This window comes from Kitasatospora sp. NPDC006697, assembly GCF_042869935.1.
Taxonomy (GTDB): domain Bacteria; phylum Actinomycetota; class Actinomycetes; order Streptomycetales; family Streptomycetaceae; genus Kitasatospora.
On the sequence record NZ_JBIAGU010000025.1, the window covers coordinates 54,571 to 79,577 of the forward strand.

A 25,007-nucleotide genomic window follows, 5' to 3' on the forward strand; every position below is an offset into this window, starting at 1 on the left:
CCATGACCGGAATCACCACCGGCACGGACGAGCAGGCGGCCGCGGCGCTGGCCGACGGCCTGGGCATCAACCCGGACTTCTTCTGGCTCCGGGGCCACCGACCAGACCACCCGGTCGAGGTCAACGACTACGGCGTCGTGGACGTCTTCGGGTACAAGGAGGTCCTGGAGGTCTTCGCCGACCCGTCGACCTTCTCGGCCGACGTGGCCGAGCTGATCGTCGGCGACGCCGAGATCGACCCGGAGTTCAGCGACGGCACCCTGCTGCAGTCCGACCCGCCGGAGCACACCAAGCTGCGCAAGATCATCAGCAAGGCCTTCACCCGCGGCACCGTCGCCGCGCTGGAGCCGCGGATGGTCGAGATCACCCACGAGCTGCTCGACATGGTCGCCGGGCAGGACCGCATCGAGATGGTGAACGACCTCGCCTACCCGATGCCGATCATCGTCATCTCCGAGCTGCTCGGGGTGCCGAAGAGCGACCGCGACCTGTTCAAGACCTGGGTCGACCGGATGGCGCACAGCGCGGTCGCCCTCACCTCGGGCGACCGGGAGTTCGACGACGAGGTCGACGCCCAGGCCGCCATGCGGGTGGTCCCGGAGATGTTCGCCTACCTGCGCGAGCACGCCGCCGAGCGGCGGATCAGGCCGCGCGAGGACCTGCTCACCAAGCTGGTCGAGGCGGAGGTGGACGGCGAGCGGCTGACCGACAACGCGGTGGTCAACTTCGCCAACGAGCTGCTGGTGGTCGGCCACGCCACCACCAGCGCCCTGCTCGGCAACACCCTGCTCTGCCTGGACGCCTTCCCGGAGCACCAGGCGGCGGTCCGGGCGAACCCGGGGCTGATCCCCGGCGTGGTCGAGGAGTCGCTGCGCTACCTGAGCCCGATCGCCACCGCCTACAAGGCGTGCGTCGCCGAGGGCGAGCTGGCCGGCGTCAAGATCCACCCCGGCCAGCTGGTCGCCATCTCGCTCTCCGCGGCCAACCGCGACCACCTGCAGTTCGACCGCCCGCACCTGTTCGACCCGTACCGCGACCCCAACCCGCACATCGCCTTCGGCCGGGGCATCCACTTCTGCCTCGGCGCCCCGCTGGCCCGGATGGAGGGCCGGATCGCCACCGAGATCCTGCTGGAGCGCTTCCCGACCCTGCGCACGGACCCGGACAACCCGCCGAGCTTCCTGCCGCTGCCGCACGTCATCTCCACCTCGGAGCTGCCGCTCCTCACCCGGTGAGGCGCCTGAGGGCCCGTCACCGGGCCAGTGAAGGAGAGAAGCGATGAACGGCCCCATCGACAAGTGGGACATGCACCCCAAGCACTTCTGGCTGCGCGGTGAGCAGCCGGAGCAGAAGGTGCAGTACGACGAAGAGATCGACATGTGGCACGTCTACGGCTACCCGGAGGTGATGGAGACCCTCAGCGACACCAAGACCTTCTCCTCCGCGGTCGCCTCCCGGTTCCTGCCGCCCGAGCAGGCCGCCGTCGCCTTCGACGGCAACCTGACCCAGGTGGACCCGCCGGACCACCGGAAGCTGCGCGAACTGGTCGGCAAGACCTTCACGCTGAAGATGGTGGCCGGCCTGGAGCAGCGGATCGCCACCCTGACCCACGAGCTGCTGGACGAGATCGAGGGCGACGGCTTCGACCTGGCCGAGGGCCTGGCCTACCCGCTGCCGGTGATCGTCATCTGCGACATGCTCGGGCTGCCGCGGGAGGACCGCGAGCAGCTCAAGGAGTGGACCGACCAGTCCCTGATGGCGAGCACCCAGCTCACCACCAAGGCGGGCGACGGCGCCCAGGAGGAGTCGCTCGACACCCAGGCCGAGGCGGCCATGGAGCTGGGCTTCTACCTCCTGGAGGCGGTCACCGACCGGCGCAGGCGGCCGCGCGAGGACCTGTTCTCCAAGCTGATCGCGGCCGAGGTGGACGGCGAGCGGCTGACCGACCGGCAGATCGTCAACTTCGGCAACCTGCTGATCTCGGCCGGCCACATCACCACCACCATGCTGCTCGGCAACAGCATCCTGTGCCTGGACGCCTTCCCGGACGCCAACGAGCAGGTCCGCAAGGACCGTTCGCTGGTGCCGACGATGCTGGAGGAGTCGCTGCGGTTCCTCAGCCCGCTGGCCGCGGGCTACCGGGTCGCCACCCGGGACGTGGAGCTGGGCGGGGTGACGGTGCCCGAGGGCGACGTGCTGGAGACCTGGTTCTCGGCCGCCAACCGGGACGACCGGGTCTTCAAGGACCCGTACACCTTCGACCCGACCCGCAACCCCAACCCGCACCTGGCCTTCGGCCGCGGCGTGCACTTCTGCCTGGGCGCGCCGCTGGCCCGGCTGGAGGGCCGGATCGCGATGAACATCCTGTTCGACCGCTACCCGAACCTGCGGATCGACCCGCGGGAGACGCCGAAGTTCCTCGGCTCCCCGGAGTTCACCGGGGTCTGGCAGCTGCCGATCCGGGTGGACTAGGCGCCCCGGCGGCCCGGACCCCACCGGGTCCGGGCCGCCGCCGCACACCCCGCGCGGGTGCCCCGCGCACCACGACACCGGCCGCCGGGCGGCCGGCCCAGGAGCGAAGGAGCCTCCTTTGACGCAGTACGACGTGATTGTGGTCGGCGCGCGCTGCGCCGGGGCTCCGGCCGCGATGCTGTTCGCCCGCGCCGGCTACCGGGTGCTGATGGTCGAGCGCGGGAAGTTCCCCAAGGACACCCTGTCCACCCTCTACATCCACCAGCCCGGGGTGGCCGCGCTGGCCCGCTGGGGCATCCTGCCCGAGGTCGTCGCGACCGGCGCGCCCGCCCTGGACCGGGTCCGCTACACCCACGGCGAGATCCGGCTGGACGGCTGCTCCTGGGCCGCCGAGGGGCAGCGCGCCGCCTACGCGCCGCGCCGCTACCTGCTCGACCCGATCCTCGCCGCGGCCGCCGTGGCGGCCGGCGTGGAGTTCCGGGAGAACTGCTCGGTCAGCGACCTGGTCTTCGAGGACGACCGGGTGGTCGGCGTCCGGCTGGCCGGCGGCGCCGTCGAGCGGGCCGCCCTGGTGGTCGGCGCCGACGGCATGCGCTCCACCGTGGCGGCCAAGGTCAACGCCCCCTACGTGGTCCAGGACCCCACCTCCACCTGCGCCTACTACTCCTACTGGTCCGGCCTGCAGCCCGGGTTCCGGCTCTTCGACAAGCCGGGCCACTGGGTCGGCACCGTGCCGACCAACGACGGCGCCACCCTGGTCGCCGGCTACCTCCCGCAGGACCAGTTCGACGCCGTGCGCGGCGACGCCCTCAACGCGCTGCTCGCCAACGTCGAGAAGACCGCCCCCGAACTGCGCGAGGAGATGGCCGGCGGTGCCCGGCTGGAGCGCGTCTTCGGCACCGGCGACCAGCGCAACTACTTCCGGCAGGCGGCCGGGCCCGGCTGGGTGCTGATCGGCGACGCCGGCCACCACAAGGACTCGATCACCGCCCGCGGCATCACCGACGGCTTCTACTCCTCCCAGCTGCTCGTCGACTGCGTCGGCGACGGCCTGCACGACCCGGCCCGGCTGGCCGCGGCCCTGGACACCTTCGCCGAACAGCGGCTGGAGGCCCTGCTGCCCGAGTACCAGGCCACCCTGAAGACCGCCCGGCTGGCCCCGCCGGCGCACCACCTGGACCTGCTGCGCGCCATCGCCACCAGCGGCGAACTGACGGACCGGTACTTCTCGACGCTGTCCGGCGTCTGCCCGATCGACGAATTCGTCACCCCCGAACTCCTCGACCTGATGGAGGAGATGGAAATGGAAGGACTGCAGGGATGACCGACGGGACGACCGACGGCACGACCGCGAACGACCGGCTTCCGCTCACCCTCGGGCAGGAGTTCATCCGGTCCGGCCAGGACGGGGCGCGCGGCCCCCACCCGCTGCTCGCGCTGCGCCTGACCGGCGCCCTGGAGCGGACCGAACTGGCCGCCGCCCTGCGGCTGCTGGTCGCCCGCCACGAGCCACTGCGGACCACCTTCACCGAGCTCGACGGCACCGCCCACCAGGAGGTCTGGCCGGCCGGACCGGTCGAGCTGGAGCTCACCGACCTGCCGGCCGGCCCGGAGCAGGCCGGGCAGCTGGCCGCCAAGGCCGCCGAACTGGCCGCCCGCCCGTTCGACCTGGCCTCCGGCCCGCTGCTGCGCTCGCTGCTGGTCGGCCTCGGCGCCGAGGAGCACGTGCTGCTGCTCAGCGCCCACCGGATCGCCGTGGACGCCCGCTCCGAGGCGCTGCTCACCGCCGAACTGGCCGAGCTGTACGCGGCGGCCGTCTCCGGCCGCGCCGCCGAGCTGCCCGAACTTCCGCTCTCCTACAGCGGGTTCGCCACCGAGCAGCGCGCCGCCGCCGGCGAGCAGGAGCTGGCCGCGCAGCTGGAGCACTGGCGCGGCCACCTGGCCGGCCTGCCCGCGCTGCGGCTGCCCACCGACCGACCACGCACCGGGGCCCGCGGCACCGCCGCGCACCACGGCTTCCGGCTGCCCGCCGAGTCGGCGCGCGCCCTCGCCGCCACCGCCGAGGCGGCCGGCGGCACCCTTTTCACCGGCCTGCTGACGGCCTGCCAGGTGCTCTTCTCCCGGCACACCGGCCAGGAGGACCTGGCGCTCGGCACCCTGGCCGCCGGCCGCCCCGCCGCGGAGCTGGCCCACCTGGTCGGCGCCTTCGACAACCCGCTGCTGCTGCGCGCCCAGGTCCGCCCCGAGGCGCCGTTCACCGAGCTGCTGGCCGAGACCCGTACCGCGCTGGCGGCCGGCCTGGCCCACCAGGAGGTGCCCTTCGAACGGGTCCGCGCCGCACTCGGCGAGGGCCGGGACGCCGGCGACACCCCCGGCATCCAGGTGCTGGTGCTGCTCCGCGAGGCCGCCGAATTCGCCCAGGCGCCCGCCCTGGCGATCCGCACCGAGCAGCTGACCGGCGGCCCCGCCGCCTTCGAGATCACGGTGGCCTTCACCGCCACCGCCGACGGCGCCCTGGACGTCGAGATCGGCTACGACTCCGCGCTCTTCGAGGCCGCGACGATCGAGGTGCTGGCCCGTCACCTGGCGGTGCTGCTCGGCGCCGTCGCCGCCGACCCGGCCCGCACGGTCGCCGACCTGCCGCTGGCCGACGAGGCCGAGCTGCGGCTGCTCACCACCGACTGGGCGGTCAACCACACCGACTTCCCGTCCGAGAGCTGCGTGCACGAGCTGGTCGCCGAGCAGGCCCGGCTGCGGCCCGAGGCGGTCGCCGTCACCGCCGGCCTGGAGCAGCTGACCTACGCCCGGCTGGAGGCCGGCGCCAACCGGCTGGCCAACCGGCTGGTCGCCGACGGCGTGCAGCCCGGCACCTTCATCGCCGTCTGCCTGCCCCGCGGCCCCGAGCTGATCACCACCCTGCTCGCCGTGCTCAAGGCCGGCTGCGCCTACCTGCCGCTCAACCCCGACTACCCGGCCGACCGGCTCGGCTTCATGCTCTCCGACGCCGCCGTGCCGCTCTGCCTCACCGAGTCCTGGCTGACCGGCAAGCTGCCGGCCGGCGGCACCCGGATGGTCGCGCTGGACGAGCTGGAGCAGGAGATCGCCGCCCAGCCCGACACCGCCCCCGAGGTGGCCGTCACCGCCGACGACCCGGCCTACCTGATGTACACCTCCGGCTCCACCGGCACGCCCAAGGGCGCCGTGATCGGCCACCGCTCGGTGGTGCGGATCTTCGCCAACACCGACTGGATCTCGCTCGGCCCGGACGACGTGATGACCCAGGGCTCGGACGTCACCTTCGACGCCGCGATCCTGGAGATCTGGGGCCCGCTGCTGGCCGGCAGCCGGATCGTGGTGATCGACAAGGACACCCTGCTGGACCCGGCGGCGCTGACCGCCGCGATGCGCCGCAACGGCGTCACCACCCTGTTCGCCACCACCGCCGTCTTCAACCAGATCGCCGCCGCCGACCCGCACGCCTTCGGCGCGCTGACCAACGTGCTCTTCGGCGGCGAGGCCGCCAACTCGGTCCGGGTGGCCGAGGTGCTGGCCTCCCCGACCCCGCCGAAGCGGCTGGTGAACCTCTACGGCCCCACCGAGACCGCCGTACTCGGCACCTGGCACCTGATCAGCCGGGCGGACGAGAACATGCCGGTCCCGATCGGCCGCGCCGTCGCCAACACCACCGTCTACGCGCTGGACGAGCAGCTGCGCCCGGTGCCGGTCGGCGTGCCCGGCGAGCTGTTCATCGCCGGCCCCGGCGTGGCCCAGGGCTACCTCAACCGGCCCGAGCTGACCGCCGACCGGTTCCTGGAGAACCCCTACGGCGGCCCCCAGGACCGCCGGATGTACCGCACCGGCGACCTGGTCCGCTGGACCAGCGCGGGCGTGCTGGAGTACGTCGGCCGGGCCGACCACCAGGTCAAGGTGCGCGGCTACCGGATCGAGCCGGGCGAGATCGAGCTGGTCCTGCAGCAGCACCCGCAGGTCGGCGTCGCGCTGGTGGTGGCCCTGGCCGACGGCGAGCACAAGCGCCTGGTCGGCTACGTCACCCCCGCCGTCCCCGGCCAGCAGGCGCAGCCCGCCGAGTTGCGCGAGTTCGTCGCCGCCCGGCTGCCCGTGCACATGGTGCCGTCCGCCGTGGTCTGCCTGCCGGAGTTCCCGCTCACCCCGAGCGGCAAGGTGGACCGCCGGGCGCTGCCCGCCCCCGAGCACGCCGCGGCCGCCGCCGAGGACGTCCAGGAGCCGCGCACCGAGGCCGAGAAGGTGCTCGCCCGGATCTGGTCCGACGTGCTGGGCGTGCCCGCCGTCGGCGTGACCGACAACTTCTACGAGCTGGGCGGCGACTCCGTGCTCGGCATCAAGGTGGTCGCCCGCGCGAAGAAGGCCGGACTGGTGATCACCGCCAAGGACGTGTTCCGCCGCCAGACGATCGCCGAACTCGCCACCACCGCGGCGCCGGCGCCCGCCGCCTGAGGATCCAGAGGAGACCGAACGATGACCGCGCCCGCCCTGGCCGCCCCGGTGGACTTCGACCCCACCGCGCTCGACCTGACCGACCCGCAGACCTTCCTCGACCACGACCCGCACGAGCTCTTCCGCCCCTACCGGGCCCACAGCCCGGTCTTCTGGCACCCCGGCAGCGAGCACCTGCCCGGCTTCTGGGTGCTCACCAAGTACGACGACGTGATGGCGGTGTACCGCGACAACAAGCGGTTCACCTCCGAGCGCGGCAACGTGCTCAGCACCCTGCTGCTGGGCGAGGACTCGGCCGCCGGCAAGATGCTGGCCGTCACCGACGGCCCGCGGCACCGCGAGATCCGCAACCTGATGATGAAGTCCTTCTCGCCCCGGGTGCTGGCGCCCGTGGTGGAGAGCGTGCGGGCCCGCACCGACCGCCTGGTCGCCGAGGCGGTGGACAGGGGCGAGCTGGACTGGGTGCACGACGTGGCCGACCAGGTGCCGATCCACAGCATCGGCGACCTGATGGGCGTGCCCGAGGAGGACCGCGAGCAGCTGGTGGACTGGAACGCCCAGACGCTCTCCCGGTACAGCTCCGAGGACAGCGAGGAGGTCTCGCTGATGGCCCGCAACGAGATCATCCTCTACATCTCCGGGATGCTGGAGGAGCGCCGCCGCAACCCCGGCGAGGACGTGCTCAGCACGCTGGCCAACGCCACCATCGACGGCAAGCCGCTCACCGAAGAGGAGATCATCTACAACACCTACAGCCTGCTGCTGGGCGGCGACGAGTCCAGCCGGTCGACCGCGACCGGCGCCCTGATCGCGCTCAGCGAGCACCCGGAGCAGTGGCGGAAGCTGAAGAGCGGCGAGGTGGGCATGGATACCGCCACCGAGGAGGTGATGCGCTGGATCACCCCGACCAACCACTTCGGCCGGCACGCGCTGACCGACCTGGAGATCCGCGGGCACCAGGTGAAGGAGGGCCAGGTCGTCACCCTCTGGAACGCCTCGGCCAACTTCGACGAGGACGCCTTCGCCGACCCGTACTCATTTGACCTGGCCCGCACCCCCAACAAGCACGTCAGCTTCGGCCACGGCCCGCACTTCTGCCTCGGCGCCTACCTGGGCCGGGTGCACCTGCAGGCGCTGCTGGAGTCGATGGTGACCCGGATCGCGGAGAGCGAGGTGCTGGGCGACCCGGTTCGGTTGTTCTCCAACTTCGGCATGGGCTGGAGCAGCATGCGGGTCCGGGTCACCCCGGAGCGGGGCTGACCGGGCCGGTCGAAAACGCCGAGTGCCCCGACACCAGTTGGTGCGGGGCACTCGTGACGTGAGGTCAGGCAGGGATCTCCGAGCTGACCGGGATCGGCGGCTGCACTCCCGTGAGCTCGACGGCCCGCGCCACCAGGAGGTGCGCCAGCTCGGGGTAGTAGCCACGGGCGACCGCCTGCAGCATCTCGGCGAGGGCGGCGAGCTCGCCGATCCGGCCGGCGGGGGTGTCGAGGACATCGGCGAACTCGGTGCGAACGCGTGCGGCCACCTCGGGGACGAGGAGGCTGTTCACGTACAGGATGCCGGGGTCGTAGCCGACGGGGACCAGGCCCCAGCGCTCCCAGTCGAGGATCACCAGCGGGGCGGTGAGGTTGCCCCAGTGCAGGTCACCGTGGCCGGTGACGCGCTCGATCTCCGCTGGCGCCGGGATGCCGAGGAACTGCGGGAAGGCCTTGCCGAACCAGGCGTCCCGCACCGTCGTCCGCACGCCCCGGGACTTCCCGAGCCCCGTGAGGGCGCCACGCAGGTCACTCCACCACTGGTCCGGCAAGCCGGGGTCGTGGTCGAGGTCGGGGCGGTGCGGCGAGATCACCGGGTGCTGGACGAAGTCGAGCAGGTCGGCGCCGAAGCCGAAGCCGTCCGTCGCCCAGTCGAGCGAGCCGTGGAGCCGGGGACGGGGCACATCGTCCGGGACCAGCGCCTCCGCGCCCACGATGCCCTCACCGTCAGGGCGGCGGCCGTCCGGCCTCCTGGTCGAGAACACCCGCAGCCATCGGTCACCGGCGCGTCGGCTGAGCGTGCTGCCGAGGTCTCCCCAGACTGGGGCTCCGTCGCACTCCACCCCGAGTCGGCGGGCAGCCGTCTGGAGTGCGGCGTCCATGCGGACTCTGGTGTCGTCATCCGGTGGCGAGTGCATTGATCACCTTCCTGACTCGGCTGGCGGCCAGCGGTTCGGCCAGCACCTTGGCAGCATCGTCCCAGTGCTGCCGACTGCTGGCCGACAGCAGGACGACGTCCAGGTCCGGGCACGAGCCCGCTACCAGCAGTGCGGCGGCCGGGATCGAGAGGCCCGGCCGGATGAACTCCGCCAGTTCGGGTGTCATCAGAGCGGGCAGCTCGCCGCCGTGCAGCGGTGCCGAGCCGAACGTGGTGATGCCGGCTTCGTGAGCCTGGACGAGCGGACCGCCACCGTCGAGCGCCTGCTCGATGGGGGTGGCCATCACCAGACTCACCGGGAGTTGCAGGCCCCGGAAGTGGTGGCGGCCCGAACCGGCCGCCTCGGTGGCCAGGCGCATCAGGTCGGGCACGGTGAACACACTGGCGGTGAATCCGGACCAGGTGGCGACCCCATAGCCCCGGATCTGCCCGGCCTGCACCAGGATCTCCAACTCGGCTAAACAAGCGCGAAGTTGAGCATGGAACTCGTCCCGGCCGAGCTGCTGGTGGACCCGCTCGGGGCTATGGACGAAGACCAGGTCCGCCGTCCGGCCAAGAGCGCGCAAGGACTGCTCGGTCTGCCAGCGGACGAACGCCGGCTCCAGGCTGTGGCCGACAGCGGCCTGTTCGGCGGTGAGCACGCCCGCCACGACAGCGGCCTGTCCTTGAGCGCGGGTGTGGAACCCCGTCTTGGTGGACAGCCAGACGTCCGGGTACTCACCGAGGACGGGGGCGAGTTCCTGGTGGGCCAGGCCGTGAGCGTAGTTGGGTGCGGTGTCCACCCAGGGCGCACCGGCGGCGAGGGCGGTGCGCGCCGCCTCCTGGACGGCGCGCACCCGGTACGTCCCCAGGCCCAGGACGGCCGTCATAGCGCCGTCCCGACGACCGAGGCTGCTTGACCCTCGATGAGTTGCGAGAGCGCCGAGGCCACGTCCTTGACTTCGAGCCCGGCGGTGGCGGCCAGCGAGCCGAGCGTGGCGGGCCGGCCGGTGAGGAGGACCCGGAGCATGGGAGCGGCCTGTTCGCCGAAGTCCCATTCGGTTCCAGCAGCGGCGAGCGTCACCGTTCCCTCGGCCTGGTTCTCCGTCAGGTGCGCTCGGGGTGTGGTCAGGCGCACGGAGATCTCCGCCCGAGCGGGCAGGCCGGTGACGTAGGGCAGGGAGGGCACCGCGCGGCCGCAGTGGGTGGTGTCCACCGAGTCCGCCCAGCGGCTGACCAGGTCCGGGCCGGTCAGTTCGACGGCCATGGCTTCGCGCAGCTCCCGCACGAACGCGGCCTGCTCGCGGGGCGAGCCGAAGCGGGGGATGTCCTGGCGGAGCGTCAGGTGCGAGCGGAGCTGGTCGATCAGCCAGATCAGGAGGTCCGCGCCCGTATGCGTCACCAGGCCGAACGACAGGTGCAGCGACTCGGTGCCCTGATCGGCCGTGACGCCGTGCCACCAGCCGCGCGGCACGTAGAGCACGTCACCGGCGGTCAGCACCAGATCGGCCACCGGGTCGCCCTGCGGTTCCTCCGGCGACTCGACGTCCCGGAAAGTCGGGTCCAGGCGGGTGGGTCCGTACAGCTTCCAGCGCTTGGAGCCGTGCACCTGGACCACCACCACGTCATGGTCGTCCCAGTGGGTGCCGAAACCCTCTCGTTCGGTCCACGAGGCATAGGCGTTGACCTGGACCAGCGTCCCGAGGAGGCGTTCCAGGGCCTCGGCAGCGGTCCCGATCGGCGGGTGGATCTTCTCGATCGAGTCCAGCACCATCGAGGCGCCCTCGGCCAGCCGGGCGTGCAGCTCGGCCGGCTGGATGCGGTGCCAGGTCACGGACCGGCGCGTCGCGACTGGCAGCGTGTACCGGTGCTGGGGCACCATCTCGCCGTCCAGCGACAGGCGGAGCCGCGGGGGCTCCAACTGCTGGGTTGCGAGGATGGTGTTCATGTCGTCCCAGGAGAGGAGACCGGCGACGTCGGCGGCCTCTCCTGGGAGGACGGCGTAGGAGCGGTGGAGCGTCTGGGCGAGGAAGGACTCCCCGCCCAGACGCGCCGCCCACGAAGCAGCGTCAAGCATCGTGGGCGGCCTTACTAGTCGTTGCCGTCGGAACGGCCGCCGCTGACGTCGGACGGCTGCTCGGTACGCGCCCGCGCAGCGGTGATCTTCCGGGCGGCGACCAGGAGGCCGCCCTCAGCGGCCGGAGCCGCCGGGGTGTCCTGCACCATGTGCTTCTTCCCTTCTTCTTGGGGTACTCCCGCCGGGATTCCGGCAGGGAGCTCGGAGACGGCACCGGTCAGCCATCGAGAAGGACTGGCGACCGGCGCCGGGACCAGCCGGCCCGAGATTCCCCAACGGGCCGGCTGGAGCATGAAGTGGCGTCAGGCCGATCCGGGAAGCGTGTCGATCTCGAACCAGACGGCCTTGCCCGCGCCCTCGGGACTCCAGCCCCACGAGCGGGCGAGTCCCGCGACCAGAACGAGCCCACGACCGCCGGTGAGCAGGTCCGCAGCGGCACCGGGTTGGGGAGGCCGCAGGCTGCTGTCCGCGACCTCCACCCGGATGCGTTCGCCCGTCCACCACGCGGTGACCCGGAACCGGGCACCGGCGTGCTCCACGGCGTTGGCGAGCACCTCGCCCGCGCACAGTTCGACGTCCCGCAGTGCTTCGTCGGACAGCGGAACGCGCCAGCCCCGGGCGACCTCTATGATCAGCCGACGCGTTGACGGAACGGCAGCCAACTCGGGCTCAACTTCCCACGTCTGCGGCGCAGGCAGCGTGACGGCGTCGATCGGGCTCGTCAGCACGGGCCGCCCTCCGTCTCGATCGGGTTCCCCGGGCGACCCCCGGAGGATTCCCAGGATTTCCGGTCGGACAGTTCCGCGATAAGGGCCAGATGATTACCCATCGTGGATAGAATCGCGGTCTGTTATGCCACGTGACACCGAGTGATGATCGTCCCGGTGTGGGGGTTACCCGACATGACCGAACCGACACCAGCATCCGGCCTGCCGGCTCAGCTGCTGGCCGACCCCGCGATGGTGGCGGCCTGCCAGGCGCGGAACTTCACCGAGATCTTCCGGCTGGCCAAAGCCCGGGGCGGCTTCCACCCGTCCCGGATCGCCCGCGCCTGCGAACTGACCCCCAGCCGCGTCGGCGAGGTCATCGCAGGGCGCCGCGAGATCGCCAACATGACCGTCATCGAGCGCATCGCGGACGGCCTCCGCATCCCGGGACACCTGGTCGGACTTGCTCCCCGAGCTTGGGAGCGCCCGGAAGCCGCCCGGAAGCCGACGGCTCTGCCAGCGGACTCAGTACTGCCGAGCCGGGAGCTGGACGACATCCTCGCCATAGCGGCCAGCACCCGGGTCACGCCGACGGTTCTCCGCTCGCTCCAAGCCTCCATCGAGGACTACTGGCGACGCGACGACGAGCACGGCGGCGAAGCCCTCCGCCCTGCGGTCATCGGCCAACTGCGCTACGTGCTCGGCATTCTGCGTGACACCGCCGATCCGAACCACCAGCGCAGCTTGCACGGCATCGCGGCCGAACTCGCGCGCCTCACCGGTTGGACGTACTTCGACGCCCGGCAGTACAGCACGGCCCGCAGCTACTTCACCGAGTCCCTGCGTCTGGCGAGGGAGATCGACGACCGTCCGTTCATCGCCAACGTGCTCTCCTGCCTGAGCCTTCAAGCCACCTACGAGGACAGGGCACGCGAGGCGGTCATCCTCGCCAGGGCCGCCCAGGACAGCGCACGGCTCGACGGCGGCGCCCCGAGACTGATGGCGATGCTGTCCATGCGGGAAGCCTTCGGCCACGCCAGCGCGCACGACCAGGACGCCACCCACCGCGCGATCGAGGAGGCGGGGCGACACTTCGATCGCATCGACCAGGCAGACGAGGAACCGGCGTGGGTCCAGTACTTCGACCGGACGAAGCTCACCGTCGACACGGGCATCGCCCTGGGCCAGCTCGGCGACGCCGCAGCCGCCGAACCACTCATCAGGGATGCCCTCCGGGCCGAGACGAGCGCGAACCAGCGGGGGCGGGCATTCCACGCCTACTGGCTGGCGCGCACGCAACTCCAACGCGGCGAAGTCGAGCTGGCGTGCAGCACGGCCGGTGAAGCCCTCGGTCTGACAACAGAGGTCGGGTCCCCGCGCGTGGTCGCGCACCTCCAGGAGTTCCGCCACCAACTGGCGCCCTACCGCAGCACCCGGCCGGCTGCCGAGCTGTCGGCACGAATCCAGGAGATGCGCGCCTGAGCTAGAGGCCGGCCTCATCGAGCAGCAGATACAGCACGCCGACCAGCGAGCCACTGCTGACGATCTCCCTGCGGTCGATCATGCCGCGCAGGTCGGAGAGTGGAATCCACTCGATCCGGTCCGACTCGTTGCGCTCGCTCGGAGGCCCGGTGAACTCGACGGCTTCGGCCCTGAACACAAAGTGCTCTGAGTCGGTGATGCCGTTAGCCGGCTGGGCATAGATCAGCGGCTTGACCTCCCCGACCCGCCAGCCGGTCTCCTCCAGCACCTCGCGAGCGGCGGCCTCGGCCGGGGACTCCTCCCCCTCGATCAGCCCCATGGGCAGCTCCCACGCCCACGAGTCGGTGATGAACCGGTGCCGCCACATCATCAGCACCTGCTTCTGCTCGTTCACCACCGCCGCCACCGCCAGGTGCCGCAGCTTGAGCACGTGGTGTTCCCAGCGGTGCCCGTCCGGCTGCTCGACGTCGACCAGCCACACGTCCACCCAGGGGTTCTCGTAGATCGGTCGTTCCCCGTGGATCTTCCACTGCATCGCTGCGGCCCCTCTCGACGGACCTTCAGCATGTCAGACCAGCAAGGTACTTCGAGCCGGTTCTGATGAATTCGCGTCAAAGTGACGAATAGTAGAGATGCCCGCAGATCGCTGCCCGTCAGGTCTCACGATTGCGAAGAAAGTCCCGCCGCCGATCGGCGGCGCGGCGGGCGCCGCCGATAGTCCGGCAGCACGACTTCCGGTACCTCGTCCGGCACCTCGCCGAGCGCCGCGATCCAGTCGTCCCGGCTGCCCTTGAAGGCGATCCGGGGATTGATCCGGTAGAGGCCGTTCGATACCCGCCAGAGCAGCCCGAGCCCGATCAGCCGGGACAGGGCGGGCGAGATGTTGCTCTTGCTGGTGCCGAGGCGAACCCCGATCTCCTCCAGCGTCAGGTGCACCCAGCCACCGTCAGCCATGTCGCCCAGTACGACGTGCCACACGTCGTACTGGGTCGTCGTCAGGCGGTACAGCGGAAGGGCCCGGGAGAGGCCCTGCGCCGTGTACATCGAGCCCGCCACGGTCAGGAACGCCTCGTCGTCCTGGTCATGCTCGTGCGTGGTCACAGCGACTCCAGCTTGGGTCTGCGGGCGCGGCGGGGCGGGCGCACGGTGCACTCGGGCAGCCGGATCCTGGGGATGGTGTCTGGCATGCGGGCCAGGGCGAGCCGCTGCTGACGGCTCGTTCCCCAGAAGGCGATCCGGGGGTTGATCCGGTACTGGCCGCGCCTCTCCTGCCAGATGAAGCCCAGCGCGAACCTGGCAAGTGCCTGGCCGGCCTCCCCGCGGCCGATCCCGAGGCCTTCCCCGAGCTTGGTGACGGTGATCGGCACGATCCCGCCCTTGAGCTGGGCGCCGAGCATCGCGTGCCACACGTCGTACTCGGTGGCGGTGAGGCCGATGAGCGGCAGCTTGGCGGACAGCTCCACCGACGCCAGGTAGAAGTGCTCGCCGAGGAAGTCGAAGTCCTCATGCCCACCGGAGGAGAGGGCAGGCGCCGGGGCGACCGACACCGACTCGCCCGGCTCCAGCCGGATCGAGACGATGTTCTGCGGATTCGCAATCTCCGCGGGTGGTGGCTGGGCCGGTGTCCTGCCCGGCCGAGCGGAGGGAAGGCGGGCGGTCCTGGCGCCCGTCGAGGGACTGATCACCACCAGAGATTATCCCAACGGATAACTTTTGTAGGGCTAGAACCCACACTCCGCACTACTCCACGCGAATGTAGGTTATAACCTACGTTACTGGTCAGTAACGTAGGTTATAACCTACATTCGTTCGGCGTTTTCGCAGGTCAGAGCGCTGCCCCTCTTTAAGCTAAGAACCACTGCCCGGGCGAGCACATTCGCTCGGCCTCCGCCGAGCCGGTCCTCCATGCCGGTCCGCTGCCAACTGATCCATCTGAACGGGTGATTCGACCCCCTGGCAGGCAGTGGACAGCAGCCGTCGCACGGCAACCGGAGGACATCCCGGACCCGGGCAAGGACGGGACCAAGGAGTGGCAGGTGGCGACCCGGGAACCACCGAGTCGATGCCTGTGAGCCCCGCCCACGACCAGGGGTCACCGCCTTCGACGGCGGGCAGGTGGCCGAGGCGGGTGGTGCGGTCCGCAGTCCGGCCGCGTCAGCTGGGGCGGGAGGGGCCGCCCCGGTAAGGCAGTGGACGGGATGAGAAGACGCCCAGTGCTGCGGCCCCCGATCACCAGGTGATCGGGGGCCGCTCGCAATGCGCCTGACGCCGGCTCAGCGGCTCCCCACCAGCGCGCCGGTGCTGAACGCGTGCACGTCGTCCAGGATCGACCGGGACACCTCCTGCTCGCGCGGCTGCAGATAGAAGTGGCCGCCCTCGAAGAAGCGGGCCTTGAACTCGCCGGTGGTGTGCTCGCGCCACTGCAGCAGCTCGTCCACCGGGACGCCCCGGTCGGCCTTGCCGGAGTAGGCGCTGATCGGGCAGCGGGTCTGCGCGCCCGGGGTGCCCTGGTACAGCTCCGAGGCCTTGAAGTCGGCGCGCAGCGCGGGCAGCACGGCGGCCATCAGGTCCTTGTCGGCCAGCAGCGCCGCCGGGGTGCCGGAGAGCGCGGCCATGCTCGCCGTCATGTCCTCGTCGCTGAGCAGGTGCACGCCCTGGTTGGTCTGCACCGAGGCCGCGCCCCGGCCGGAGACGATCAGGCCCAGCGGGCCGCGGCCCTGCGCCCGGGCCTCCAGGCGCAGCGCCACCTCGAAGGCCACGGTGGAGCCCATGCTGTGCCCGAAGAGGACCAGCCGGCGCTCCTCGGCGAACGGCAGCAGGGCCTCGACGGCGCGGTCCGCCATCTCCGCGATGTTGTCCGGGCAGGCCTCCGCGAGCCGGTCCTGCCGGCCCGGGTACTGCACGATGAACGCCTCGACCTGCGCGGCGGCGGAGACCGCCGCCGACAGGCCGAAGTAGCCGGTCGCGGCGCCGCCGGCGTGCGGGAAGAAGACCAGCAGCGGGGCGTCCGCCGGGCCCTTGTGGTACTGCCGCAGCCAGCCGGTGCGGTCCCGGCCGCGGCCCAGGAGAGTGCTCATGCGGCTGCTCCGTTCTCCAGGGCCGCGCCGGCGAACAGCTGCGGGCCGAGCTCGGCGAGGGCGGCGCTGCCGGTCAGCGCCAGGGACAGCTCCAGGTCGGCGAGCAGGCAGCGCAGCACGTGCTCCACGCCGCGCTGGCCGTCCAGCCCGAGCCCGTAGACGTAGGGGCGGCCGTACAGCACCGCGTCCGCGCCCAGGGCGAGCGCCTTGACCACGTCGGCGCCGGTGCGCACCCCGGAGTCCAGCAGCACCGGCACCCCGGTGCCGACGGCGGCCCGCACCGCGGGCAGCGCGTCCAGGGCGGCCACGCTGCCGTCCACCTGGCGGCCGCCGTGGGTGGAGACCACCACGCCGTCGGCGCCGTGCTCGAGCGCCAGCCGGGCGTCCTCCGGGTGCAGGATGCCCTTGACGATGATCGGCAGGCTGGTCAGCGAGCGCAGCCAGGAGACCGCGTCCCAGGTCAGGCTCGGGTCGTTGGAGATCTGCAGCCAGCGCCGGACGGCCGACTCGGGGCCGGCCTCCTGGCCCAGGCTCCCCCAGAAGACCGGGTCGGTGGTGAAGTTGGCGATGCCGATGCCGCGCAGGAACGGCGAGTAGCCGTGGTCCAGCTCGCCCGGGCGGAACCCCAGGTGGGTGTTGTCCACGGTGAGCACCAGCGCGGTGTAGCCGTTCGCCTCGGCCCGGCGGACCAGCGACTCGCCGACCGCCCGGTCCGAGGGCAGGTAGAGCTGGAACCAGCGCGGGCCGCCGCCGGACTGCCGGGCGACCTCCTCCAGGGAGCGCGAGGCGAAGCTGGAGAGCACCATCGGCAGGCCCAGGCGGCCCGCGGCGCGGGCGGTGGCCGACTCGCCCTCGGGGTGCACCAGGGCCTGCGCGGCCAGCGGCGCCAGCAGCACCGGGGCGGGCAGGCGCTGGCCGAACAGGGTCACCGAGGTGTCGGGTCGGGTCACCCCGCGCAGCACCCGCGGCACCAGGCGGTGGCGCTCGAAGGCCTCCCGGTTGGCGCGGCCGGTGGAGCCGGTGCCCGCGGTGCCGGCCAGGTAGCCGAAGGCGTTGGGCGCCAGCACCGCGCGGGCCGCCTCCTCCAGCTGGGTCAGGTCGGTGGGCAGGCCGGGCGTCTGGCCGTCCAGACCCGCCGTCAGGATCTCCTTGACCAGCTCGGTGGCCGGGCCCTGCGGCGCCTTGCGGGCCAGCGCGGCCCGGTCGCGGCGGATGTAGCGGCCGAGCACGGCGGCGGTCTCCGCGGCCTGCTCGACCAGCGAGAAGTGCCCGCCGGTCAGCGGCTCGACGCTGTGCCCCTGGGCGCTGTGCCGGCCCCAGTCGGCCATCTGCTCGAAGGTGTTCTTGGGGTCGCTGCTGCCCAGCAGCACGGTCACCGGGGCGGCCGTGGCCGCCTCCGGGTCGCCCTGGTAGCGGCGCAGCGCGCGGTGGTCGGCGCGCAGCAGGCGCACCAGGTCGCCGACCACCTCCGGGTCCTCCAGCAGCGCGGCCGGGATGCCGCCCAGGGTGCGCAGCCCGGCGACGATCTGCGCGTCGCTGAGCGCGTCCACGTCCTGCTCCTGCCAGTCCTGGGCCGGCGGCCGGGCGGCGGAGACGAACAGCCGGGCCACCGAGCCGCCCTGGCGCTCGATCAGCCGGGCGGTCTCGAAGGCCACCAGGGCGCCCATGCTCAGGCCGAGCAGGAAGACCGGCTTGTCGTCGTACTCGGCCAGCGCCCGGGCCGCGCCCTGGGCCAGCGCCTCGATGGACTCGGCGCAGGCCTCGGCGCGCCGGAACTGGCGGCCCGGGTACTGCACGGCCAGCAGCTCGGTGCCGGCCGGCAGCACGGCGGAGAGCCGGGCGAAGGCGTTGGCGGTGCCGCCCGCGTGCGGGAAGCAGACCAGGCGGACGGCGGCGGTGCCGGCTTCGCCCCGGTAGTAGCTGCGCAGCCACCGGGAGGCGTCGGCCGGTGCGGTCGTCGGAGCCGGCTGGGGCTGGGTCGTTGGTTCGGCCGGTGGGGCCGTCATGGTCACACCCATGCTGAGGAACCCTCCTTCGAAGAGCTCAGTTCGGTGAGCAGGTCACGCAGCCGTTCGCTGACGGTGGCCCGCTGGCTGTCGCTGAGGGGGCGGTCGGCGACCGCGGCCTCGAGCCGGGCGATCTCGGCGAGCAGGGCGACCGTCTCCGGTGCCCCGCTCGCGGGAGCGTCCTGCTGGTCGTGCTGGTTCTGCTGGTCGTTCTGGTCGTGCGTGTTCTGCGGTGCCGGCTGCTCCGGGAGCTGCGGGCGCAGGTGCGCCACCAGCTCGGTCGGGGTCGGCCAGTCGTAGATGAAGGTGGCGGGCAGCCGGATCCCGGTGGCCTCGGCGAGCCGGTTGCGCAGCTCCACCGCGGTCAGCGAGTCGAAGCCCAGCCGGTCGAAGAAGCCGTCCGGGTCCACCGCCGCGCCGGAGGCGTGGCCGAGCACGGCCGCCACCTCGTCGAGCACGGTGTCCAGCAGCGGATCGCCGGTGCGGGCACCGGAGCCGGCCGGGGAGTCGGCCGCGGCCGCCGCCCCCTGCGCGCTCGGCGCCGCCGCGGCGGCCGCCGCCTTGACCGCCGGGGCGGGCAGCAGGCCGCGCAGCATCGCGGGCACCTCGCCGCCGGCCGCCGCCCGCTCGCGCAGGCCGGCCAGCTGCCAGCCGGCCGCCACCGCCACCGGCTGGTCGCGGCGCACGGCCGCGTCCAGCAGCTCCAGGCCGCGCTCGGCGGTCAGCGGAGCCACGCCCACCCGGGCCATCCGGGCCACGTCGGCCTCGGTGAGGCCGGCGCCCATGCCGCCGTCCCCGCCCCACAGGCCCCAGACCACGGAGACCCCGGGGCGGCCGATCGAGCGGCGGTACTCGACCAGCCCGTCCAGGAAGGCGTTGCCGGCCGCGTAGCCGGCCTGCCCGGGCGAGTTGACCGTGCCGGCCAGCGAGGAGTAGACGACGAAGGCGCTCAGGTCCAGGCCGTCGGTCAGCCGGTGCAGGTTGAGCACCGCGTCGACCTTGGGCCGCAGGGTGCGGTCCAGCGCCTGCGGGGTGAGCGAGGAGAGCAGGCCGTCGTCCAGCACGCCCGCCGCGTGCACCACGCCGCCGATCCGCACGCCGTCCAGCGCCAGCCGGGCCAGCGCGGCGGCCAGCGCCTCGCGGTCGGCCGCGTCGCAGGCCTCGGTGCGGACCTCGGCGCCCAGCGCGCGCAGCTCGGCGATGTCCCGCTCCGCCTCCGCGCCCGGCCGGCCGCGGCCCATCAGCACCAGCTGCCGCACTCCGTGACCGGTCACCAGGTGGCGGGCCGTCAGCCGCCCCAGCCAGCCCAGGCCGCCGGTCACCAGCACGGCCCGGTCGGTGTCCCAGCGCTCGCCGGTGCCCAGGTCCAGCACCACCTTGCCGATGTGCCGGGCCTCGCTCAGGTACCGGAAGGCGTCCGGCGCCCGGCGCAGGTCGAAGCCGGCGACCGGCGGCGGGGTCAGCGCGCCCTGCTCGAACAGGCCGGCCAGGGTGAGCAGGATCTCCTGCACCCGGTCCGGTCCGGGGTCGCGCAGGTCGTAGGTGCGGTAGTCCACCCCGGGGTGGCTGAGCGCCACCGAGGCGCCGTCGCGCCGGTCGGTCTTGCCCATCTCCAGGAACCGCCCGCCGCGCGGCAGCAGCCGCAGCGAGGCGTCGGCGAACTCGCCGGCCAGCGAGTTGAGCACCACGTCCACGCCGGCGCCGCCGGTGGCGGTCAGGAACTCCGCCTCGAAGTCCAGCGTGCGGGAGGAGGCGATCCGCTCCTGCGGCACCCCGGCGGCGCGCAGCGCGTGCCACTTGGCGGGGCTCGCCGTGGTGTACACCTCGGCGCCCAGGTGGCGGGCGATCTGCAGCGCGGCCGTGCCGACGCCGCCGGTCGCCGCGTGCACCAGCACCGACTCGCCGGCCCGCAGGCCGGCCAGGTCCACCAGGCCGTAGTAGGCCGTCGCGTAGGTCACCGGCACGGCGGCCGCCTGACGGAACGACAGGCCGGCCGGGATCGGCACCACGAACCGGCGGTCGGCCACGGTGACCGGGCCGATGCCCTGGAACAGGCCCATCACCCGGTCGCCCGGCCGCAGCCCGGTCACCCCGGGCCCGACCTCCAGGACCACGCCGGCGCCCTCGCCGCCCTGGCCGGAGCCGCCCGCGTGCCCGTCCACCGAGGCCGGGATCACGCCGAGCGAGAGCAGCACGTCGCGGAAGTTCAGCCCGGCGACCCGCATCTCCACCCGGACCTGGCCCTCGGCCAGCGGCTCGCCGGCCTCCGGCCAGGGCTTCAGCGCCAGGTTGGCGAAGGTGCCCTTGGCGACGTAGTCGAGGTGCCAGTGCGGTGCGCCGGCCGGGGCGCGCAGCAGGCCCTCCGGCTCGGCCGCGGTCAGCGTGGGCCGGTGGGCGGTGCCGCCGCGCAGCGCCAGCTGCGGCTCGCCGGCGGCGAGCGCGGCGGCCACGGCGCGCAGCGAGGCGGGGCTGCCGTCCTCGTCGAGCAGGGTGAAGCGGCCCGGGTGCTCGCCCTGGGCGGAGCGCAGCAGGCCCCAGACGGCGCGCTGGGCCGGCTCGCCGGCGTACTGCTGGCCGCCGAGGGTGACGGCGCCGCGGGTGAGCACGGCCAGCTTGGTGCCGGCCAGCCGCTCGTCCTCGATCAGCAGCCGCACGGCCTCCAGCACCTGGTGCAGCAGCCCGCGCACGTCCACGGCGTCGGCCGCGCCGGCCGGGACGGCGAGCAGCAGCTGCTCGGGCACCGGCTCGCCCTCGTCCAGTGCGGCGGCCAGCTCGGCCGCGTTGGCCAGCACCGGGCCGGTGCCCAGCTCGGCCGCCAGCGGGTCGGCGTCGCCCAGCACGATCCAGTCGTAGCTGTCGGGCGCGGCGGGCAGGTCGGCCAGCGGCTCCCAGGCGGTCAGCAGCAGGCCGTCGTCCTGGCCGGCCGGGGCGGCCGGGCGCAGCGCCAGCGAGGCGATCGAGGCGACCGGGCGGCCGTCCCGGTCGGCCACCGACACGCTCACCCCGCTCGCGCCGGCGGGCGCGATCCGCACCCGCAGCGCGGCCTCGGCCGTGCCGTGCACCCGGACGCCGTTCCAGGCGTAGGGCAGGAACATCCGGTCGTCGCCGCCGACCCCGTCGAGCACCCCGCCCAGGGCGATCGGGTGCAGGGCCGCGTCCAGCAGCGCCGGGTGCAGGCCGTAGCCGCCGGTGCCGGGCTGGCGCCCGTCGGGCAGCGCCACCTCGGCGAAGAGCTCGCTGCCGCGCCGCCAGAGGGCCCGCACGCCGCGGAAGACCGGGCCGTAGGCGAGGCCGGTGGCGCCCATCGCGGCGTAGAGCTCGGCGGGCGCGGTGCCGGCCGGCTCGGCGCCGCTCGGCGGCCACTGCGAGGCCAGGTCGGCGGTCTCGGCGGGCGCGGCGGCGGTCAGCAGGCCGTGCGCGTGCCGGGTCCAGTCGCCCTGCTCGCCGGTGTGGATGCCGACGGCGCGGGCGCCGGTGCCGTCCGGGGCGCCGACGGTGACCCGCAGCGGCAGCGCGCCGTCCGCGGGGAGCACCAGCGGGGCCTCCAGGACCAGTTCCTCCACCAGGTCCAGGCCCGCCGCCCGGGCGGCCTGCACGGCCAGGTCGAGCAGCGCGGTGCCGGGCAGCAGCACCTGCCCGGCGACCTGGTGGTCGGCCAGCCAGGGGTGCTCGGCCAGCGCGAGCCGGCCGGTGAGCAGCAGGCCGCCGGTGTCCGGCAGTCCGGTGGCGGCGCTGAGCAGCGGGTGCTCGACGGCGGTCAGGCCGGCCGAGCCGACGTCACCGGTGCGGGCCGGCTGGTCGATCCAGAAGGTGCGGTGCTGGAAGGCGTAGCCGGGCAGCTCGATCCGGCGGGCGCCGCGGCCGGCGAAGACCGCGCGCCAGTCCACCGCGCCGCCGCGCACGTGCAGCCGGGAGACGGCGGTGAGCAGTGCGGCCGGCTCGGGCAGCCGCTTGCGCAGCGCGGCGACCACGGTGTGGCCGGCCGCGCCGTCCAGGCAGTCGGCGGCCAGCGAGGTGAGGTCGGTGCCCGGGCCGAGCTCCAGGAACCGGGTGCAGCCCAGCTCGGCGAGGCCCCGCACGCCGTCCTGGAACCGGACGGCCTCGCGGGCGTGCCGCACCCAGTACTCCGGGTCGGCCAGTTCCTCGGCGGTCACCGGACGGCCGGTCAGGTCGGAGACCATGGTGAGGGTCGGCTGGTGGACCGTCAGCCCGGCGGCGACGGCGCGCAGCTGGTCCAGCGCGGGGGCCATCAGCGGGGAGTGGAAGGCGTGGCTGACCTTCAGCCAGGTGGCCTTGCCGCCGTCCGCCTCGACGGCGGCGACGATCGCGGCCAGCGCCGCCCGGTCGCCGGAGAGCACGGTGCTCGCCGGTCCGTTGACGGCGGCGACCGAGACCAGCTCGCGGTGGCCGGCGATCCGCGCCAGGGCCTCCTGCTCGGTGGCGCGCAGCACCACCATCGCGCCGCCCTCGGGCAGCCGCTGCATCAGCCGGCCGCGGGCGGCGGCCAGCGCGGCGGCGTCCTCGAGCGCGAGGAACCCGGCGGCGCGGGCGGCGGCCAGCGCGCCGACCGAGTGGCCGAGCACCGCGTCCGGCCGCACGCCCCAGGAGCCGAGCAGCTCGAACAGCGCGGTCTCGAAGGCGAACAGCGCGGGCTGGGTGTACTCGGTGCGGTTCAGCAGCTCGCCGGCCGCGGTGTCCGGCTCGGCGAGGACCACCTCGCGCAGCGGGCGCGGCAGGTGCGGGTCCAGGGCGGCGCAGACCTCGTCGAAGGCGGCGGCGAAGGCGGGGAAGGCCTGGTACAGCTCCCGGCCCATGCCGGCCCGCTGGGCGCCCTGCCCGGCGAAGAGGAAGGCGGTGCGGCCCTCGGCCGCGGTGCCGCGGACCAGGTCGGCCGGCCCGGTGCCGTCGGCCAGCGCGCGCAGCCCGGCCAGCAGCTCCGCGCGGTCGGCGGGCAGCAGCACGGCGCGGTGCGCGAGCCGGCCGCGGGTGGTGGCCAGCGAGAAGGCGGCGTCGGTCAGGCTGCCGGCGGCCGGGTCGGCCAGGTGCGCGTGCAGCCGGTCGGCCTGGGCGCGCAGCGCGGCCTCGCCGGCCGCGGAGAGCACCACCGGGACGGCGGGCAGCGGCGTGCCGGGCTCCCCGGCCGGCTCCTCGGCGGGGGCCTGCTCCAGGATGACGTGCGCGTTGGTGCCGCTGATCCCGAAGGAGGAGACGGCGGAGCGGCGTGGTCGCTCGAGGGCCGGCCAGGGGGTGGCCTCGGTGAGCAGCGCCACCTCGCCGGAGCTCCAGTCCACGTGCGGGCTGGGCTGGTCCACGTGCAGGGTGCGGGGCAGCACGCCGTGCCGCATCGCCATGATCATCTTGATCACGCCGCCGACGCCGGCCGCGGCCTGCGAGTGGCCGATGTTGGACTTCAGCGAGCCCAGGTAGAGCGGGTGCTCGCGGTCCCTGCCGTAGGTGGCGAGCAGGGCGTGCGCCTCGATCGGGTCGCCCAGGCTGGTGCCGGTGCCGTGCGCCTCCACCGCGTCCACCTCGGCGGCGGACAGGCCGGCGCCGGCCAGCGCCTGCCGGATCAGCTGCTCCTGCGCGGGGCCGTTGGGGGCGGTCAGGCCGTTGCTGGCGCCGTCCTGGTTGACGGCCGAGCCGCGCAGCACCGCCAGCACCGGGTGGCCGAGCCGACGGGCGTCGGAGAGCCGCTCGACCAGCAGCAGGCCGGCGCCCTCGGCCCAGCCGGTGCCGTTCGCCCCGGCCGCGAAGGCCTTGCAGCGGCCGTCCGGCGAGAGCGCGCGCTGCCGGCTGAACTCCACGAACGGCATCGGCGTGGCCATCACCGTCGCGCCGCCGGCCAGCGCCAGCGAGCACTCGCCGCGCCGCAGCGCGGCGGCCGCCAGGTGCAGGGCGACCAGCGAGGAGGAGCAGGCGGTGTCGATGGTCATCGCCGGGCCCTCGAGCCCGTAGGTGTAGGAGAGCCGCCCGGAGGCGACGCTGCCCGCGCTGCCCAGGCCCAGGTAGCCCTCGTACTCGGCGGGGGCCGGCGAGAAGCGGGAGGCGTAGTCGCCGTACATGGTGCCGACGAAGACACCGGTGCGGCTGCCGCGCAGCGCGGCCGGGTCGAGCCCGGCGGCCTCGAAGGCCTCCCAGGCGGTCTCCAGCAGCAGGCGCTGCTGCGGGTCGATGGTGTAGGCCTCGCGCGGGCTGATGCCGAAGAACTCGGCGTCGAACTTCGCCGCGTCGTGGAGGAAGCCGCCCTCCCTGGAGTAGGAGGTGTGCGGCACGTCCGGGTCCGCGTCGTACAGGTTCGCCAGGTCCCACCCGCGGTCGGTGGGGAACGGGCCGACCGCGTCGACCTCGTCGGTGACCAGGCGCCACAGGTCCTGCGGGGAGCGGACCCCGCCCGGGTAGCGGCAGGCCATCGCGATGATCGCGATCGGCTCCTGCTCGCGGTCCTTGATCCGGGCGTTGTCCGCCTTCAGCCGCTCGTTCTCCTTCAGCGCGGCCCGCAACGCCTCGACGACTTGCTGCTGGGTTGTGGAAGCCA

Annotated in this window: 16 protein-coding genes and 1 pseudogene; 6 read left to right on the top strand and 11 right to left on the bottom strand. The window is 73.5% G+C overall.

The annotated features are described in order from the left end of the window. Positions 1-2: 2 nt before the first annotated feature. From ACFYNO_RS29070 to ACFYNO_RS29090, 5 genes are all read left to right on the top strand, one after another. Positions 3-1,235: a cytochrome P450 gene (locus ACFYNO_RS29070; RefSeq protein WP_388018933.1), complete on the top strand. Its 1,233-nt coding sequence runs from the start codon at positions 3-5 to the stop codon at positions 1,233-1,235. 43 nt (positions 1,236-1,278) lie between these two features. Beyond that, positions 1,279-2,472: a cytochrome P450 gene (locus tag ACFYNO_RS29075; RefSeq protein ID WP_388018936.1), complete on the top strand. Its 1,194-nt coding sequence runs from the start codon at positions 1,279-1,281 to the stop codon at positions 2,470-2,472. Between the two features lie 118 nt (positions 2,473-2,590). Continuing rightward, the gene (locus tag ACFYNO_RS29080; protein ID WP_388018939.1) at positions 2,591-3,796 is read left to right on the top strand and encodes an FAD-dependent oxidoreductase; all 1,206 of its coding nucleotides are present in this window, start codon (positions 2,591-2,593) and stop codon (positions 3,794-3,796) included. Beyond that, the gene (locus ACFYNO_RS29085; protein ID WP_388018942.1) at positions 3,793-6,948 is read left to right on the top strand and encodes an amino acid adenylation domain-containing protein; all 3,156 of its coding nucleotides are present in this window, start codon (positions 3,793-3,795) and stop codon (positions 6,946-6,948) included. The genes ACFYNO_RS29080 and ACFYNO_RS29085 overlap by 4 nt, the downstream gene beginning before the upstream one ends. Before the next feature lie 21 nt (positions 6,949-6,969). Beyond that, positions 6,970-8,208 (top strand): cytochrome P450, encoded by a 1,239-nt coding sequence (locus tag ACFYNO_RS29090; protein WP_388018945.1) that lies wholly within the window; start codon positions 6,970-6,972, stop codon positions 8,206-8,208. A 64-nt stretch (positions 8,209-8,272) separates the two neighbouring features. Here the strand turns inward: ACFYNO_RS29090 and ACFYNO_RS29095 are convergent, their stop codons facing one another. The 5 genes from ACFYNO_RS29095 to ACFYNO_RS29115 form a co-directional block, all read right to left on the bottom strand. Beyond that, a complete protein-coding gene (locus ACFYNO_RS29095) occupies positions 8,273-9,088 on the bottom strand; it encodes a hypothetical protein (RefSeq protein WP_388018948.1) in 816 nt (271 codons plus the stop codon). A 16-nt stretch (positions 9,089-9,104) separates the two neighbouring features. Next, positions 9,105-10,013 carry an aldo/keto reductase gene (locus ACFYNO_RS29100; protein ID WP_388018951.1) on the bottom strand — a complete coding sequence of 303 codons (909 nt, stop codon included), beginning with the start codon at positions 10,011-10,013 and terminating at the stop codon, positions 9,105-9,107. After that, entirely contained in the window at positions 10,010-11,200 is a 1,191-nt protein-coding gene (locus ACFYNO_RS29105; RefSeq protein WP_388018954.1) for a JmjC domain-containing protein, read from the bottom strand. The genes ACFYNO_RS29100 and ACFYNO_RS29105 overlap by 4 nt, the downstream gene beginning before the upstream one ends. Before the next feature lie 14 nt (positions 11,201-11,214). Then, entirely contained in the window at positions 11,215-11,349 is a 135-nt protein-coding gene (locus tag ACFYNO_RS29110; RefSeq protein ID WP_388018957.1) for a hypothetical protein, read from the bottom strand. A gap of 153 nt (positions 11,350-11,502) precedes the next feature. Continuing rightward, positions 11,503-11,928: an ATP-binding protein gene (locus ACFYNO_RS29115; protein ID WP_388018960.1), complete on the bottom strand. Its 426-nt coding sequence runs from the start codon at positions 11,926-11,928 to the stop codon at positions 11,503-11,505. 174 nt (positions 11,929-12,102) lie between these two features. On the opposite strand from ACFYNO_RS29115, the gene ACFYNO_RS29120 reads away from it, so the two are divergent. Next, the gene (locus ACFYNO_RS29120; protein ID WP_388018963.1) at positions 12,103-13,389 is read left to right on the top strand and encodes a hypothetical protein; all 1,287 of its coding nucleotides are present in this window, start codon (positions 12,103-12,105) and stop codon (positions 13,387-13,389) included. A 1-nt stretch (position 13,390) separates the two neighbouring features. Here the strand turns inward: ACFYNO_RS29120 and ACFYNO_RS29125 are convergent, their stop codons facing one another. From ACFYNO_RS29125 to ACFYNO_RS29150, 6 genes and pseudogenes are all read right to left on the bottom strand, one after another. Beyond that, positions 13,391-13,924, bottom strand: coding sequence for an NUDIX hydrolase (locus tag ACFYNO_RS29125; RefSeq protein WP_388018966.1), 534 nt, complete (start codon positions 13,922-13,924; stop codon positions 13,391-13,393). A 125-nt stretch (positions 13,925-14,049) separates the two neighbouring features. Then, the gene (locus tag ACFYNO_RS29130) at positions 14,050-14,490 is read right to left on the bottom strand and encodes a hypothetical protein (protein WP_388018969.1); all 441 of its coding nucleotides are present in this window, start codon (positions 14,488-14,490) and stop codon (positions 14,050-14,052) included. Continuing rightward, positions 14,487-15,074, bottom strand: a complete 588-nt coding sequence (locus ACFYNO_RS29135) for a hypothetical protein (protein ID WP_388018972.1) — start codon at positions 15,072-15,074, stop codon at positions 14,487-14,489. Before ACFYNO_RS29135 ends, ACFYNO_RS29130 begins: the two co-directional genes overlap by 4 nt. Before the next feature lie 588 nt (positions 15,075-15,662). Beyond that, on the bottom strand, positions 15,663-16,466 hold the full coding sequence (locus ACFYNO_RS29140) for a thioesterase II family protein (protein ID WP_388018975.1): 804 nt from the start codon (positions 16,464-16,466) through the stop codon (positions 15,663-15,665). Continuing rightward, a complete protein-coding gene (locus ACFYNO_RS29145; RefSeq protein WP_388018978.1) occupies positions 16,463-18,472 on the bottom strand; it encodes an alpha-hydroxy-acid oxidizing protein in 2,010 nt (669 codons plus the stop codon). Before ACFYNO_RS29145 ends, ACFYNO_RS29140 begins: the two co-directional genes overlap by 4 nt. Before the next feature lie 2 nt (positions 18,473-18,474). Next, positions 18,475-24,972 (bottom strand): annotated as a pseudogene (locus ACFYNO_RS29150) (SDR family NAD(P)-dependent oxidoreductase); the annotation flags it as partial. Positions 24,973-25,007 lie beyond the last annotated feature (35 nt).